The organism is Streptomyces sp. NPDC048751, from assembly GCF_043198595.1.
In the GTDB taxonomy this organism is placed as follows: domain Bacteria; phylum Actinomycetota; class Actinomycetes; order Streptomycetales; family Streptomycetaceae; genus Streptomyces.
The window spans coordinates 64270-78664 of record NZ_JBICUX010000001.1 but is presented as its reverse complement, the minus strand read 5'-3'; the positions used below and the strand labels follow the sequence as shown (position 1 = coordinate 78664).

At 72.7% G+C, this 14395-nt stretch carries 13 protein-coding genes; 2 read left to right on the top strand and 11 right to left on the bottom strand.

Features of this window, described 5'->3' with window-relative positions; genetic code table 11:
• Positions 1-6: 6 nt before the first annotated feature.
• From ACGFNV_RS00355 to ACGFNV_RS00315, 9 genes are all read right to left on the bottom strand, one after another.
• Positions 7-861, bottom strand: a complete 855-nt coding sequence (locus tag ACGFNV_RS00355; protein WP_393618141.1) for a TatD family hydrolase — start codon at positions 859-861, stop codon at positions 7-9.
• Position 862: 1 nt separating this feature from the next.
• A complete protein-coding gene (locus ACGFNV_RS00350) occupies positions 863-1660 on the bottom strand; it encodes an EboA domain-containing protein (protein ID WP_393618139.1) in 798 nt (265 codons plus the stop codon).
• Between the two features lie 58 nt (positions 1661-1718).
• Complete coding sequence (locus ACGFNV_RS00345) at positions 1719-2579, bottom strand: sugar phosphate isomerase/epimerase family protein (RefSeq protein ID WP_393618137.1); 861 nt, start codon at positions 2577-2579, stop codon at positions 1719-1721.
• 33 nt (positions 2580-2612) lie between these two features.
• Positions 2613-3557, bottom strand: a complete 945-nt coding sequence (locus tag ACGFNV_RS00340; protein ID WP_393618135.1) for an SCO3242 family prenyltransferase — start codon at positions 3555-3557, stop codon at positions 2613-2615.
• A gap of 125 nt (positions 3558-3682) precedes the next feature.
• On the bottom strand, positions 3683-5095 hold the full coding sequence (locus tag ACGFNV_RS00335) for a phytoene desaturase family protein (protein WP_393618134.1): 1413 nt from the start codon (positions 5093-5095) through the stop codon (positions 3683-3685).
• Positions 5096-5214: 119 nt separating this feature from the next.
• The gene (locus ACGFNV_RS00330; RefSeq protein WP_393618132.1) at positions 5215-6060 is read right to left on the bottom strand and encodes an inositol monophosphatase family protein; all 846 of its coding nucleotides are present in this window, start codon (positions 6058-6060) and stop codon (positions 5215-5217) included.
• A 94-nt stretch (positions 6061-6154) separates the two neighbouring features.
• On the bottom strand, positions 6155-7999 hold the full coding sequence (locus ACGFNV_RS00325; RefSeq protein WP_393618131.1) for a gamma-glutamyltransferase family protein: 1845 nt from the start codon (positions 7997-7999) through the stop codon (positions 6155-6157).
• Between the two features lie 420 nt (positions 8000-8419).
• Complete coding sequence (tal, locus tag ACGFNV_RS00320) at positions 8420-9535, bottom strand: transaldolase (protein ID WP_393618130.1); 1116 nt, start codon at positions 9533-9535, stop codon at positions 8420-8422.
• Positions 9536-9631: 96 nt separating this feature from the next.
• A complete protein-coding gene (locus tag ACGFNV_RS00315) occupies positions 9632-10069 on the bottom strand; it encodes a hypothetical protein (protein WP_393618129.1) in 438 nt (145 codons plus the stop codon).
• Between the two features lie 84 nt (positions 10070-10153).
• Between ACGFNV_RS00315 and ACGFNV_RS00310 the strand changes: the two genes are divergently transcribed.
• Both ACGFNV_RS00310 and ACGFNV_RS00305 read left to right on the top strand, forming a co-directional pair.
• Positions 10154-10855 carry a helix-turn-helix transcriptional regulator gene (locus ACGFNV_RS00310; protein ID WP_393619932.1) on the top strand — a complete coding sequence of 234 codons (702 nt, stop codon included), beginning with the start codon at positions 10154-10156 and terminating at the stop codon, positions 10853-10855.
• Positions 10856-11102: 247 nt separating this feature from the next.
• On the top strand, positions 11103-11735 hold the full coding sequence (locus ACGFNV_RS00305) for an NADPH-dependent F420 reductase (protein WP_393618127.1): 633 nt from the start codon (positions 11103-11105) through the stop codon (positions 11733-11735).
• A 160-nt stretch (positions 11736-11895) separates the two neighbouring features.
• On the opposite strand, the gene ACGFNV_RS00300 is transcribed toward ACGFNV_RS00305, so the two are convergent.
• Positions 11896-13005, bottom strand: a complete 1110-nt coding sequence (locus ACGFNV_RS00300; RefSeq protein ID WP_393618126.1) for a CapA family protein — start codon at positions 13003-13005, stop codon at positions 11896-11898.
• 14 nt (positions 13006-13019) lie between these two features.
• Positions 13020-14345: a phosphoribosyltransferase family protein gene (locus tag ACGFNV_RS00295; protein WP_393618125.1), complete on the bottom strand. Its 1326-nt coding sequence runs from the start codon at positions 14343-14345 to the stop codon at positions 13020-13022.
• Between the last annotated feature and the right edge of the window lie 50 nt (positions 14346-14395).

Below are 14395 nucleotides of genomic sequence, written 5' to 3'. Positions count from 1 at the left end.
GACCGCTCACTCTCCCCCGCGTCGGACGGAGTTGCCCCGGAAGGTGGAGGCGTCGTCCGGCTTGGGCTCGTCGAGGTCGAGCCGCCCGCTCTGGCCGTAGAAAGCGACGGGGTTGCGCCACATCACCTGGTCCACGGTGTCGTCGTCGAAGCCGGCGGCGAGCATCGCGTCGGCGGTCCTGCGGGTCTTGAGCGGGTCCGAACGGCCCCAGTCTGCGGCCGAGTTGACGAGGACCCGCGCTGTGCCGTGCTCCTTGAGGATCTCGACCATCCGGTCCTCGCTCATCTTGGTCCGCGGGTAGATGGAGAAGCCGGCCCAGCAGCCGCTGTCGAGGACCATGCCGACGGTGAGTTCGTTGAGGTGGTCGAGGACGACCAGTTCGGGGGCGATGCCCGACTCCCGTACGACGTCCAGGGTGCGTCGGGTTCCGGCGGCCTTGTCGCGGTGCGGGGTGTGCACGAGGGCGGGCAGGCCGTGGTCGACGGCGAGTTGGAGCTGGCGGGCGAGCGCCTCGTCCTCCTCGGGGGTCATGGAGTCGTAGCCGATCTCCCCGACGGCGACGACCCGGTCCTTGGCGAGGTAGCGGTCGAGCTCGTCCAGCACGGGCCGGCAGCGCGGGTCGTTGGCCTCCTTGGGGTTGAGGGCGATCGTGCAGAAGTGCTGGACGCCGAACTGCGCTGCCCGGTAGGGCTCCCAGCCGAGCAGCGCGTCGAAGTAGTCGTAGAAACTCTCCGGGGAGGTGCGGGGCTGCCCCAGCCAGAAGGCCGGTTCGACGACGGCGCGCACTCCGGCCGCGTACATGGCCTCGTAGTCGTCGGTGGTACGGGACGTCATGTGGATGTGCGGGTCGAAGATGCGCATCTCAGGCCTCTTCCTTGGGTTTTTCGGGTACGGCGAGGGCCGCGAGGGCCCGCGCGGCGGCCTCGGGGCGGGTGGGGGCGAGGTCGCGGGCCCGGGTGGCGAGGGTGGTGGCGACGGCCGGGAAGGCGCGCACGAGAGGCCAGACGTCGGGCGGTACGTCGCGCCCGGCGGCGATCCGCTCATGGGCGAAGTCGACGAGCATACGGGCGAGTTCGTGGTCGGCGCGGACGTCCAGGCCCGCCACGTGGTCCAGGGGGATCTCACAGAAGAGGCACTTGAGGACGGCCTGACGGTACTCGGCAGCAGGGAGCCGAGCGGCCCCGTACGGGCCGAGGGCACTCTCGATGACGGTGGTGTCGTTGCCGCGCAGGGCCTCGCGCAGGAGAACCAGGACTAGGTCCTCTCCCCCGGTGTCGGCCCCGGTGTCGACCGCGTCTGCCGCGTCTGCCGCGTCTGCCGCGTCGAGAAGCGGCAACGCCCGCAGCACCGCCCGCTGTTCGGCCGGGTCGCCGTGCCGGTACAGGCCCTTCACCTCGTCGGCGAGGGCCCGGCCGCGCAGGGGCAGTGCGGTGAGCAGCGCGGCCCTGGCCGCTTCGTCGGCCGTCCAGTGGGCGTCGAGGCGGGCCTGCCCGCAGTGTCTTCGTGCGGCCGGGAACAGGGCGCGGATCGCGGTCGGCCGGGCGGCGACGCGCGCGAGGGCGTCGCCGAGCCAGGCGTGGGCCGACGGGGACAGCGGGCCGGATCGGAGCAAGGGGCGCGGATCGGTGAGTGTCGGCGGGAGCGGGCGTGCGTGGGGCATGGGGGGCCTCCTGACGAGGCGGGAGGAGTGGTGGGGGTGGGTGAGGGCTGTGCGCGGCTCACGCCGTCGCGGCGCGCAGGAACTCGATGGAACGGCGGGCGACGTCGGGCGCGTCGAGGGCGCCGCCCTGGATCTCGACGGAGACCAGCCCACGGTGCCCGAGGTCGCGCAGGGCGGCCAGCACCGGCGGGAAGTCGATCTCCCCGGTGCCGAACTCGAGGTGCTGGTGGACACCGCGCCGCATGTCCTCGATCTGCACGTTGCGCAGACGCGGCGCGGCCTGCCGTACGCACTCCAGGACGGATCGGTCCTCCACGCAGTGTGCGTGCCCGATGTCCAGGGTGATCCCGAACAGCTCGTGTCCGTCGACGAGTTCGGCGAGGCGCAGGCAGCGTTCGACGGTGTCGACGCACATGTACGGCTCGGGCTCGAAGGCCAGGGCCACGCCGTACTTCTCGGCCGTCTCCAGCACGGTCCCGACTCCGGTCGCGAGCCGTTTGAAGGCGTCCGCTTCCGGCAGCCCGTCCGGCGCGGGTCCGCTGCACAGGTGGACGGTCGGCGATCCGAGGTCGGCGGCGATGCGTACGGCCCTGCGCAGCAGGTCGATGCGGAGTTCGGCGCCGTCCGACATCAGCGTGGGCTGGTGTTTGCCCCAGGGGTCGAGCAGATGGGGTGCGCCGGTCTCGACGGTGACGGCGAGTCCGTGGCGGGCGAGCCGCCGGGACAGCGCGGTGACGCGGCGGGTCAGGTCCTCGGCGTACGGGTCGAGGTGGACGTGGTCGAGGGTCAGGGCGACACCGTCGTAGCCGAGGTCGGCGAGGATCGTGAGGACGTCGGCGAGCCGGTGGTGGGTGAAGCCGTTGGTGCCGTAGCCGAACTTGAGGGGGCCGGACTCGACGGGCCTGGGCGGTGGTTCCATGCTGACGTTCCTCACACAGCGGTTCAGGGCGGTTCAGGTGGGTGATATGCGCCGGGCCAGGCGTCGCGCCAGGGGGTGGGCGACACCGAGGACGGTCGCCGTGGCCGGTGCGCCGGCGCGTGCGGTCAGCGCGGCCTGCAGGGGCATCAGCGCGAGGATTCCGGCACCGACGGCCCGGCGGACGTTCTCACCGGACGGCTCGCGGGCGGCCCGGAGTTGGGCCGTTCCGTAGGCGCCGAGGCAGGTGAGGGCGGCGGCAGCGGTGACGGCGGCGGCAGGGCGGGCGGTGCGGTCGTGCCGTGCCCGGCGCAGGGCGGGGGCGACGGTCGCGAGGGTCGTGGCCGCGGACACGGCGAGGGTGGTGGCGGGCAGCCGGGCGGGGGCGCCCGAGATCTCGTGCCGGCTGAGGGCGGTCAGCGTGTACGTGTGCGCGCCGACCAGCGCGGCGGCCCCGGCGCCCCTGCGTACCGCGGTGCCCGTGCCGGTCGGGGCCGTCAGCGCGCCCGCGAGGACGTCCAGGGCCCGCGCCCCCGCCATCGCCGCGGGGCCGGCCGGGGTGGACTTGAGCCCCAGGTCGTACGCCCAGACCAGGCCGGCGAGCGGGAGCGCTCCCAGCAGCCCGCGCCGGCCGCCCGCGAGGGCGGCGACTCCCAGCCCGGCGGCGGTCAGACCGCCCGCGACGGCGAGGGCGGTTCGGCGGGGTACGCGGCCGGAGGGCACGGGGCGCTCGGGGCGCTCGACCGCGTCGACCGTGGCGTCGGCGTAGTCGTTGAGGGCCATTCCGGCCCAGTAGAGGCAGACGGAGGAGGTCGTCACGCCCAGCGTGCGAGCCGTCAGAGGGGCTCCGGCTGCCGCTGCTCCCGCGAGGACGTCACCGGGGACGCTCAGTGCGGCCGGTGCCCGAACGAGGTGGGCGAGGTCGGATAGGCGCACGTCAGCGGGCCTGTCGGAGCGGGACACCGCTTTCCGATCTTTCATGGCCGCACACTACTCACCCAAGTTGAACATTCACACTGTCCTCACACCGAAATCACAGTGTCAAAGCCAACATCAACTTTTCTTCCGAAAGCCGCAGATGCGGTGTACACGCGGCCAGTTGGGCCCTACGGCCGTTGCCGCAGCCTCCGCCAGACGGCCTTCGCCGCGTTGTGGCCGGACATGCCGTGCACGCCCGGTCCCGGTGGGGTGGCCGAGGAGCAGATGAAGACGGCCGGGTGCGGGGTGGCGTACGGGGTCAGGGACAGCTTGGGGCGGAGCATGACCTGGAGTCCGCGGACCGCACCGGTGCCGATGTCGCCGCCGACGTAGTTGGCGTTGCGGGCGGCCAGTTGGGGCGGGCCCGCGGTGGCGCGGGCGAGGACACGGTCGCGGAACCCGGGCGCGAAGCGCTCCAGTTGGCGTTCCATGGCGTCGGTGAGGTCGCCGGTCCAGCCGTTGGGGACGTGGCCGTACGCCCAGAAGACGTGCTTGCCCTCCGGGGCGCGGGTCGGGTCGACGAGGCTGGGCTGGACCGTGATCATGAACGGCCGGTCGGGGGCGCGGCCCTCGACGGACGCGGCGCGCAGGGCCGTACTGATCTCCTGGCTGGTGGGGCCGATCTGCACGGTGCCCGCCCTGCGTGCCTCCGGCGCGGTCCACGGCACGGGTCCGTCGAGGGCGTAGTCGACCTTGAACACCCCGGAGCCGTACCGGTAGCCCTCGTAGAAGCGGCCGAAGCCGGCGATGCGGGCCAGTGCGGTGGGCGAGGTGTCGAAGACGTAGGCGCGGGCGGGCGGCAGGTCGTCGAGGCGTTTGACCTCGTAGTCGGTGTGGATCGAGCCGCCGAGGTCCTTCAGGTGGGCGGCGAGGGCGTCGGAGACGGCCTGGGAGCCGCCGCGGGCCACGGGCCAGCCGCGGGCGTGTGCGGCGAGGGCGAAGACCAGGCCGATGGCGCCGGTGGCGGTGCCCGAGAGCGGAGCCATGACATGCGCGACGAGGCCGGAGAACAGGGCCTTGGCCCGTTCGTCGCGGAAGCGGCGCATCAGCCAGGTCGAGGGGGGCAGCCCGACGAGCCCGAAGCGGGCCAGCGTCACCGGGTCGCGGGGCAACGCGGTCGACGGCAGGGACATGAAGTCGCGGACGAGGGCGTCCCACCGGGGCAGGAACGGCTCGACCAGCCTGCGGTACGCGCCCGCGTCACGGGGCCCGAACGAGGCGGCCGTCTCACCGACCGAGCGGGACAGCACGGCGGCGGTACCGTCGGGGAAGGGGTGGGCCATGGGCAGCTCGGCGTGCAGCCACTCAAGGCCGTAGCGCTCCAGGGGCAGGGCACGGAACGCGGGTGAGTTGATGCCGAGCGGGTGGGCCGCGGAGCACGGGTCGTGGTGGAAGCCCGGCAGGGTGAGCTCCTCGGTGCGGGCACCCCCGCCCACGGTGTCCCTGGCCTCGAAGAGGGCCACGGAGAACCCGCGGCGGGCCAGCTCCACGGCGGCGGTCAGTCCGTTCGGCCCCGCACCCACCACGACAGCATCGAGCATCGACGGCACCTTCGGACCCCTTCGTCAGCCGATGGCCAGGGGATCAGGATATGCCGGTGGACCGACAGCCCTCGCGGCGCGGGTGGGTCGGCCGGGTGACGACGGGGCCGCGCGGCGGATCAGGCTCCGGCCGCCAGCAGCCCCGCCACCCGCCGTGCCGTGGCCGCGTCCCGTGCCGCCGTGAAGGGCAGCGTGTTGCCGCCGGTGATGCGGAACGGCTCGCCGGTGAGGGTCAGGTGGGCGCCGCCCGCCTCCTCGACGAGGAGGATGCCCGCCGCGTGGTCCCAGGCGAACTCCCAGGAGAAGGCGGTGGCGTCCAACTCGCCCCGGGCGACGGCGAGATACTCCAGGCCCGCGGAGCCGCAGGGGCGGGGCGCGACGCCGTCCGTCCACAGGCCGAGGAGAGCGTGCTTCTCCGCTTCGGTGGTGTAGTCGGGGTGGGAGGTGGCCACCGTCAGGTCCCGGCCGGGGGCCGGCGGGCCGGCGAACAGCCGCTCGCCCTCGAAGAAGGCGCCGCCGCCCCGTACGGCCTTGGCCAGTTGGTCGCGGGCGGGCGCGTACGTCCAGGAGGCGAGCAGGACGCCGCGCCGGGCGAGCGCGACCAGGGTGCAGAAGCCGTCGTCGCCGTTCACGAACTGCCGGGTCCCGTCGACGGGGTCGACGATCCACACGGGCGCGTCGCCCTGGAGCGCCTCGTAGGTGGCCGGGTCGGCGGCCACCGCCTCCTCGCCGACCACGACGGAGCCCGGCAGCAGGGCTCCGAGCACCTCGGTGAGGTACAGCTCGGCCCGGCGGTCGGCGTCCGTCACCAGGTCGTGCGGGCCGTTCTTCTCGTCGACCTCGTGCGCGGCGAGCCTGCGGAAGCGCGGCATGATCTCGGCCGCGGCGGCCTTGCGGACCGCTTCCTCCACGTCGACCGAGTGGTGGGCGAGAAACTCGTCGATGGTTTCCGTGTCTTGGATCATGCCCTCCATGAGAGCACGCGCCACTGACAATCCGCCCCCGCCGGGTGTACTTCGGGTGGAATCGCCGTGAACACCCCACTCCGGAACGTCCGCTTCACCGGCCCACCGCGTACCCCTGCATGCCTCGCGGGTTCGCCGCCGCCGACAGGATCCCGGTCCGGGGATCCCGGGCGACCGCGCAGAGCCGGCCCTCGGACCAGGGCGGTCCGACGGTCACCTCGTGGCCCCGGCGCTTCAGCTCGGCGCCGATGCCGGGGTCCATGCGGGCCTCCACGGTGACGCTGCCCGGTCGCATGCCGCGGGGGTAGAAGGAGCCGGGGAAGCTGTCGTTGTGCCAGTTCGGGGCGTCGATCGCGCCCTGGAGGTCGAGGCCGCCGCGCACGGACCCGCGCAGGGCGACCGCCAGGAAGAAGTGCAGCTGCCACTGGTCCTGCTGGTCCCCGCCGGGCGTACCGAACGCCATGACCGGCACTCCGTCGCGCAGGGCGAGGGAGGGGGTGAGCGTGGTGCGGGGGCGGCGGCCGGGCGTCAGCGTGTTCGGCAGGCCCTCCTCCAGCCAGGTCATCTGCAGCCGCGTACCGAGCGGGAAGCCCAGTTCGGGAACGACCGGGTTGGACTGGAGCCAGCCACCGCTGGGCGTGGCGGCGACCATGTTGCCCCAGCGGTCGACGACGTCGAGGTGGCAGGTGTCGCCCCGGGTGCTCCCGTCACCGAGCACGGCAGCGTCACTCAGGTCCGGTTCGCCCGGCACCGGCGAGGCCGGATGCTTGGCGACCGTCGGCTCCCCCACCCCCATCGGGCTGAAGCCGGGCTCGTCGGAGAGGACCACGCGCGTGTGGGCGCTGAGGCGTGGCGTCCGGCCGCCGGGGCTTCCGGGCCGCAGCTCGTGGGAGGCCGTGTCACCGACGAGCCTGCGCCGCCGCGCGTTGTACTCCGCCGAGAGCAGCTCGTCCAGCGGCACCTCGGCCGCGTCCCCGTACCAGGCCTCCCGGTCGGCCATGGCGAGCTTGCAGCCCTCGACGAGGAGATGGACGTAGTCAGCGGATCCGTACGGCGGCAGTTCGGGCGGGAGCAGCGCGAGCTGTTGGAGGAGGACGGGACCCTGGCTCCAGGGGCCGGCCTTGCACACGGTCCAGCCGTTCCAGTCGTACGTCGCCGGTGCCTCGTAGCCGGCGGACCAGCCGGCGAGGTCGGCGGCGGTGAGCGTGCCGGTGTGGCGTTCGCCGCTGGTGTCCAGGGTGGGCCGGCCCGCCTGCCGCACCAGGGCCTCGGCGACGAAGCCGGTCCGCCACACCTCCCGCGCGGCCTCGATCTGCGCCTCCCGGTCCCCCGCCCCGGCCACCTCGGCGAGCAGGCGCTCCCAGGTCGCGGCGAGGGCGGGGTTGCGCAGCAGCTCACCCGGGCGGGGCGACTTCCCGCCGGGCAGGTACACCTCGGCCGACGAGGTCCACTCCGTCTCGAACAGCTCACGGACCGTCTCGACGGTCGCGCCGACGTTGTCCACGGGCGCGTGCCCGTGTTCGGCGTACCCGACGGCGTACTTCAGGACATCGGCGAGTGACTTGGTGCCGTGGTCGCGCAGCAGGAGCATCCAGGCGTCGAAGGCGCCCGGAACGGCCGCGGCGAGCGGGCCGGTGCCGGGTACGAGATCCAGTCCGAGCCCCTTGTAGTGGGCGACGGTCGCCCCGGCCGGCGCCACGCCCTGCCCGCACAGCACCCGCACCTCGCCGCCCGCCGGGGCGAGCAGGATCGGCACCTCGCCCGCGGGCCCGTTCAGGTGCGGCTCCACGACGTGCAGCACGAAGGCGCCCGCCACGGCCGCGTCGTAGGCGTTGCCGCCGTCCTCCAGGACGGCCATGGCGGACTGCGAGGCGAGCCAGTGGGTGGAGGACACCATGCCGAAGGATCCTTGCAGCGTGGGTCGGGTGGTGAACTGCATCTCTCACCTGGGTGCTCGCGTGCGTCAGCCGACCCGCCCAGTGGTTCAGCCCCCTCTGGGGAGTGGGGAGTTGGAACTCGGCTGCGGTCGGCTCGATCAGGCAGCAGAGTACCGAGGCGCTGCCCGGCAGCCATACCACCCCAATGCGCCGAGCCGCACTTCAGATCGCTCGCGACCGCGCCCGACGTCACCACGCCTCTGCACGACCATCACGCGGGGTGGCCTGTCAGCCGGGGCTGAGGGGCGAGTGCCTGGCGCGGTAGGCGCGTGGTCCCATTCCGTAGTGGTTCTTGAACGCCCTGGTGAAATGGGAAGCGGCGGACTCACCGAGTCCCCCGCCGCCTTGGCACCAGCCAGGCCGGCTCCCACGATCGTGTACGCCGTGTTCGCGGCCACGTCCTCTCCTCTGCTCCGTTGGCTCTAGGCTGCTGCGCGCCCGGGCCGCAGTCGGGTGTCCAGTTGCTCGTACAGTTCGTTGCCGGAGGCCGTGAACGTGCCGATGCCCTCCTCCTCCAGCACACGCACCACGTCGTCGTAGGACACCCCGAGCGTCTCCAGGTCATCCAGGACCTGTTGGGCTGCCGCATACGTGCCATGGATGGTGTCTCCTTGGATGCGGCCGTGGTCCGCGACCGCGCGCAGTGTCTGCTCCGGCATGGTGCTGACCACCCCTGGGGCCACCAGTTCGTCGACGTAGCGCGTGTCGGCGTAGGCGGGGTCCTTCACTCCGGTGGAGGCCCACAGCGGGCGTTGCGGGCGCATCCCGGCCGCCGTGAGGGCCTTCCATGGGGCTGATGCGCACGCCCGCTCGAAGCGCTGGTAGGCCAGGCGGGCGTTGGCGATCGCGGCCCGTCCGCGCAGCTCACCGGCCTTCGGTGTGCCGATCTCGTCCAGTCGGCTGTCGACCTCGGTGTCCACCCGGCTGACGAAGAACGAGGCCACGGACGCGATGGAGGCGAGGTCACGCCCCGCCGCGTGTGCCCTGCCCATGCCGTCCAGGAAGGCGCGGAGCACCTGGTCGTAACGATCCAGGGAGAAGATCAGCGTCACGTTGATGCTGATGCCCTCGGCGAGCGCCGCGCCGATCGCCTCAAGGCCCTGCTGTGTGGCGGGGATCTTCACGAACAGGTTCGGCCGGTCCACCAGCCACCACAGGGCCCGGGCCTCGGCGACCGTGGCCGCCGTGTCGTGGGCGACGCGCGGGTCCACCTCGAGCGACACCCGCCCGTCGACCCCGCCGCTCGCCTCGTACACCGGGCGCAGCACGTCGCAGGCCCAGCGCACGTCGAACGCGGTCAGCAGCCTGACGGCCTCTTCCACGCGAACCCCGCGCCGGGCAAGATCAGCGACCTGCTCGTCGTAGCGGTCACCCGAGCGCATCGCCTTGGCGAAGATCGTCGGGTTGCTGGTGATGCCCACCACCCGCTGTTCGCTCACCAAGCCGGCCAGCCTGCCACCGGCGAGTCGCTCGCGGCTCAGATCGTCCAGCCAGACCGACACCCCTTGGGCGGCCAGCCGGTCCAGGTTCTCACTCATGACCTTCTCCCTTCCGGCTTCGGGCCCGGCGGGCGGGTGAGCCGGTGGAGGGGCCCACCCACCGCCGCGTCACCTGCTTGCGGCTGCTGCCTGCCGTCAGTGGGACTGCCGCTCGCCGTGGTAGCGCTGGGCGAGCCGGGCGAGGGCGACCGCGCCGAGCAGGAGACCGAAGTCGCGCAGCGCGATGTCGTAGTGGCCGGGGATGGTCAGCAGGTTGACGATGATGCCCGCGAGCCATCCGGCCACGAGCCAGCCCCCGAAGCGTGGGGCGAGAGCGACGGCGATGCCCGCGACGATCTCGATGACACCGACGGCGTACATGGCCGCCTGCGCGCTGCCCGGAACGATGTCGTTGATCCACGGCGCGAGGTAGGTGGGCCAGTCCACGAGCAGGTTGGCGAACTTGTCCAGCCCGAACAGGATCGGCGCCACGGTGAAGCCGGTGCGCAGGATGAGGAACGCCTGGTAGCCGGGGTCGGTGAGTGCGACTCGCCGGGGCGCTGTGGAGGTGGTGGGTGTGGTGGTGGACGCCATGACGCCCCCCCTTCTATCGACAACTCTCACTAACGATAGAAGCGCGCGAATCTTCTTTAGTCAACGGCTATGGGTTTTACACTGGTGTTCGTGGACCACCCGAAAGAAGCACCCCGCCCCGATGTCTCCGCCGTCGCCGCGCTCGACGAGCCGACTCGCAGGAGGCTGTACGACCACGTCGTGCGCCGGCCGGGACCGGTCAGCCGCGACGAAGCCGCCGAGGCCCTCGGCCTCGCCCGGCAGACCGCTGCCTTCCACCTGGACCGCCTGGCGGACGAATCACTGCTCGACGTCGTCTACGAGCGGCGCAGCGGACGCACCGGCCCGGGAGCCGGCCGACCGGCCAAGCTCTACAAGCGCTCCACCAAACAGGTCACCGTCAACCTGCCCGAGCGGCAATACGAACTGGCCGGACGGCTCTTCGCCCAGGCCATGGAGGAATCCGAAACCACCGGCGAACCGGTCCGCGCCGTCCTGCACCGCAAAGCCCACACCCTCGGCACCCAGCTCGCCGGGCAGGGCGGTACGGGCGTGATCGACCTGCTGGAGCGGTACGGGTTCGAGCCTCGCCAGGACGGTGACGCGATCGTGCTGGGCAACTGCCCCTTCCACGCGCTCGCCCGCGAGCACACCCAGACCGTCTGCGGCATGAACCTCCACCTGCTCCACGGCGTCCTCGAAGGCCTCGCCGAGAACAGCCTCCGGGCATGCCTGGCCCCGAGTCCCGGCCACTGCTGCGTCCGCCTGGAGCCGTCTTCCGCCCCGCCCGCGAGCACCGGTGCCTGACGTGCGATTCGCCGCCCGAGTGGACTGCTTTCCCGTGAGGGAAACTGGCCCGCAGAGCCCCCGGGACACTCACGGTGCTTGGCGGATCCTCACTCACCGGCCCTCTCGTTTGCCTGGGGTAGACCGCGGTACTCAGCCAATGTCCGCAGTTCGGGCTGCGGCCAGGTGATCATCTTTGGTCCTTGTGAGGGGTTCGACGGCGGGTGCCGGTCGAAAGTCCTGTGTCACACCTGGCAAGGAGTTCATCATGCGTATTGCGATCATTGGTGCCGGCAACGTCGGTGGTGGTCTGGCCGCGGCGGCTGTCCCAGCGGGCCACGAGGTGACCGTTACGGCCGCACACCGCGATCACGCGGCGAAGGTGGCCGAGCAGACCGGTGCCGTGGAGGCGGCCGGCCCAGCGGAGGCCGCCCGGGATGCGGACGTGGTGGTGCTGGCCGTGCCGGCCGGAGCCGCCTCCGAGGTGTTGAGCCAACTGGGTGAGGCTGCCGTCGCGGGCACGGTGATCGTGGATGCCACCAACCCACTCAACGACACCTATAGCGACTTGACCACCTCTGGTGTCAGCCATGCCGAGCGTCTGACCGCTGCCGCACCCCAGGCGAAGCTGGTCAAGGCGTTCAACACGATCCTGGCCTCGCGGCTGGGCAACCCCAGCGAGGGCGACCAGCCGCTGGACGGCTTCTTCGCGGGCGACGACGAGGGCGCCAAGACCACAGTGGCGCAGCTGTTGGCCTCGCTCGGTTTCCGGCCGATCGACGCCGGAGGTCTTCGCATGGCCCGCTCGCTGGAAGAGCTGGGATTCTTGAACATCAGCCTCAACGCTCGCAACGACTGGCCATGGCAGAGCGGATGGAAGCTCGTCGGCCCCACCGCCTGACCCACCCGGCCATACCGGCGGGGGTGCGGACGCCGCGCAGGTTCCCCGCGCCGGTGTCTCGCCCGACGCTGGGCGGTCTCTGCGACGATCTGACGGACCTTCCTCTCGGTTCGACCGCCAGCGCCTACCGCAGGTACGAGTCAGGCGTGCATTCCGCGCTTCACGAGCGGAGGGTGAGCGTGCCGTCCGGCCCGTGGTCGACGTGTGTGCCGTGGGCGCGGCCGACCCGGTCGAGGGTGGCGCGCAGCCACTCGGTGTCCTCGGGGGAGGCGTGCTCGAGCCGCATCCGCCGCGCCTGGAAGGGCACCATCCGCACCCCGGCCGGTGTGCCGGTGCCGGGCTGTGCCGGGTCGAGCGTGACGAGGTGCAGCAGCCGCAGGTCGTCGCGGTACCGCTCGTAGCCGCCGATCCCCTCGTAGTCGTCGACGAAGTCGCCGCAGCCGTACAGGACGAGCTTTCCCCGGTACCTCTCCAGCGGGCGCGGGTGGTGGGAGGAGTGTCCGTGCACCACGTCCGCTCCGCCGTCGACGAGGGCGCGGGCGAAGCGGACTTCGTCACGGGACACGCCGTAGCCCCAGTTGGCACCCCAGTGGACCGACACCACCACGATGTCGCCGGTCCGCCTCAACTGCCCTATCCGGCAGGTGAGTTCGGCCGCAGCGGCGGCGGACGGCCCGGGCACGAGATCCACGCCCCCGCGCCGGTCGGTCGCGGCCCACTCCTGCGGGATGCCGCTGGACGGCATCCCGCAGGAGAAGACCAGTACGCGGCCGCCTCCGGGCACCGGGACGACGGCCGGCCGCCGTGCCTGCCGCGCGTCGTGTCCCGCGCCCGCCGCCCTGAGCCCGGCGGCCGCCAGGGCGGTGAGCGTCTCGTCGAGGCCGGGGTGCCCGAAGTCGAGGACGTGGTTGTTGGCGAGCGTGCACACGTCGGGGCGGGCGGCGGCCAGGCACGGCAGGTTGGCGGGGTTCATGCGGTAGTGGACCTCCTTGTCGGGCGCGAAGGAGCCGTCCCGCGTCACGCTGGTCTCCAGGTTGACGATCCGGACGTCGGGCGCGGCCCGGTCGAGGACCTCCAGTGCCTCGCCCCAGGGCCAGGAGTAGCCCACCGGCCGCGGGATCGGCCCGTTCGCCGCCTCGGCCAGTTCGACGTAGGCGTGGGCGTCGTGTACGTACGTCTCGCTCAGGACGGGGTCGCCCGGGTGCGGGAGGATCTGGTCGACGCCCCGGCCCAGCATCACGTCACCGCAGAGGGCCAGGGTGACGCTCATGATCGCGGGCCGGGTCAGGCCGCCGCGTGGGGAGCCGGCGCCATGTGGTCGGTGAACCAGTCCCGGGCCAGGTCGGTGACCTGCTCCAGGGCGCCGGGTTCGGCGAAGAGGTGGGTGGCGCCGGGGACGACCGCGAGCCGGTTCTCGCAGTGCAGCCGGGACTGTGCCTCCTGGTTCAGCTCCAGCACCTGCCGGTCCAGCCCTCCCACGATCAGCAGCGTGGGCGCCGTCACCGCCGGCAGCCGGGGCGCCGCCAGGTCGGGCCTGCCGCCCCGGGAGACGATCGCGGCGATCCGCGCGCCCGGCTCGGCGGCCGCGCCGAGCGCCGCGGCCGCGCCGGTGCTGGCGCCGAAGTACCCGACGGGGAGCCCTTCGGTCTCCGGCCGGGCACGCAGCCAGCGGGTGGCGTCGACCAGGCGCCGGGCCAGCAGGACGGTGTCGAAGACGTTGGCCCGGTCGGTCTCCTCCTCCTCGGTGAGCAGGTCGAACAGCAGGGTGCCGAGCCCGGCCCGGTTCAGTCCGGTGGCGACGAACCGGTTGCGGGGGCTGTTGCGGCCGCTGCCGCTGCCGTGGGCGAAGACCACGATCCCGGGCGCGCCCTCGGGCACCGTCAGCTGCCCGGGCAGCACCGTCGCACCGGCCCGCACCAGCACGTCCACCTCCGGGTCCTCGGGCAGGGCGGTGGTGCGCTCCGCGCGCACCGGGCGGGCGACGGACGCTTCGAGACAGGCGACGACCTCATGGTCGCCGGTCTGGGTGAAGTCGTCGTAGTACGGGCCGATCGCGAAGAAGCCCCACGGGGTGTGCAGGCACACCAGTTCGTCGGCGTCGTTGCCGAGCCGCTCGGTCCAGTCCGGCGGTGCCACCGGGACCGCCAGCACGATCCGCACCGCGCCCCGGGCACGGGCGATCCAGCAGGCGGCGCGCGCCGTCGATCCCGTGGCCACGCCGTCGTCGACCACGACGGCCGTGCTCCCCCGGAGCCCGAGCGGGGCCCTGCTGCCCCGATAGCGCCGGGCGCGACTCTCCAGAACGCCCCGCTCACGCTCCTCGACCTGCGCCAGCTCGTCCGGGGTGACGCCCGCACCGCGCATCACGTCCTCGTTGATCACACGAGCGCCGCCCTCACCGATCGCGCCCATTCCCAGCTCCGGCTGCGACGGCACCCCCAGCTTGCGCACCAGGCAGACGTCCAGGGGCGCGTCCAGCGCCCGAGCGACCTCGGCGGCCACGGGAACGCCTCCGCGGGGCAGTCCCAGCACGACCACCCCGGTGCCCTCGAGGTGCCTCAGCCGGGCGGCCAGCTGCCGGCCGGCGTCACGACGATCGGTGAAGTACACGGCCCGGCCCTCCTCGCACGGTCCCGCACCTCCATCCTCGCCCCTGGGGA

Bases quoted from the DNA above. Each gene is read 5' to 3' on its own strand.
- ACGFNV_RS00355 (WP_393618141.1), bottom strand. From the start codon at position 861: ATGCGCATCTTCGACCCGCACATCCACATGACGTCCCGTACCACCGAC.
- ACGFNV_RS00350 (WP_393618139.1), bottom strand. From the start codon at position 1,660: ATGCCCCACGCACGCCCGCTCCCGCCGACACTCACCGATCCGCGCCCC.
- ACGFNV_RS00345 (WP_393618137.1), bottom strand. From the start codon at position 2,579: ATGGAACCACCGCCCAGGCCCGTCGAGTCCGGCCCCCTCAAGTTCGGC.
- ACGFNV_RS00340 (WP_393618135.1), bottom strand. From the start codon at position 3,557: ATGAAAGATCGGAAAGCGGTGTCCCGCTCCGACAGGCCCGCTGACGTG.
- ACGFNV_RS00335 (WP_393618134.1), bottom strand. From the start codon at position 5,095: ATGCTCGATGCTGTCGTGGTGGGTGCGGGGCCGAACGGACTGACCGCC.
- ACGFNV_RS00330 (WP_393618132.1), bottom strand. From the start codon at position 6,060: ATGATCCAAGACACGGAAACCATCGACGAGTTTCTCGCCCACCACTCG.
- ACGFNV_RS00325 (WP_393618131.1), bottom strand. From the start codon at position 7,999: ATGCAGTTCACCACCCGACCCACGCTGCAAGGATCCTTCGGCATGGTG.
- tal (WP_393618130.1), bottom strand. From the start codon at position 9,535: ATGAGTGAGAACCTGGACCGGCTGGCCGCCCAAGGGGTGTCGGTCTGG.
- ACGFNV_RS00315 (WP_393618129.1), bottom strand. From the start codon at position 10,069: ATGGCGTCCACCACCACACCCACCACCTCCACAGCGCCCCGGCGAGTC.
- ACGFNV_RS00305 (WP_393618127.1), top strand. From the start codon at position 11,103: ATGCGTATTGCGATCATTGGTGCCGGCAACGTCGGTGGTGGTCTGGCC.
- ACGFNV_RS00300 (WP_393618126.1), bottom strand. From the start codon at position 13,005: ATGAGCGTCACCCTGGCCCTCTGCGGTGACGTGATGCTGGGCCGGGGC.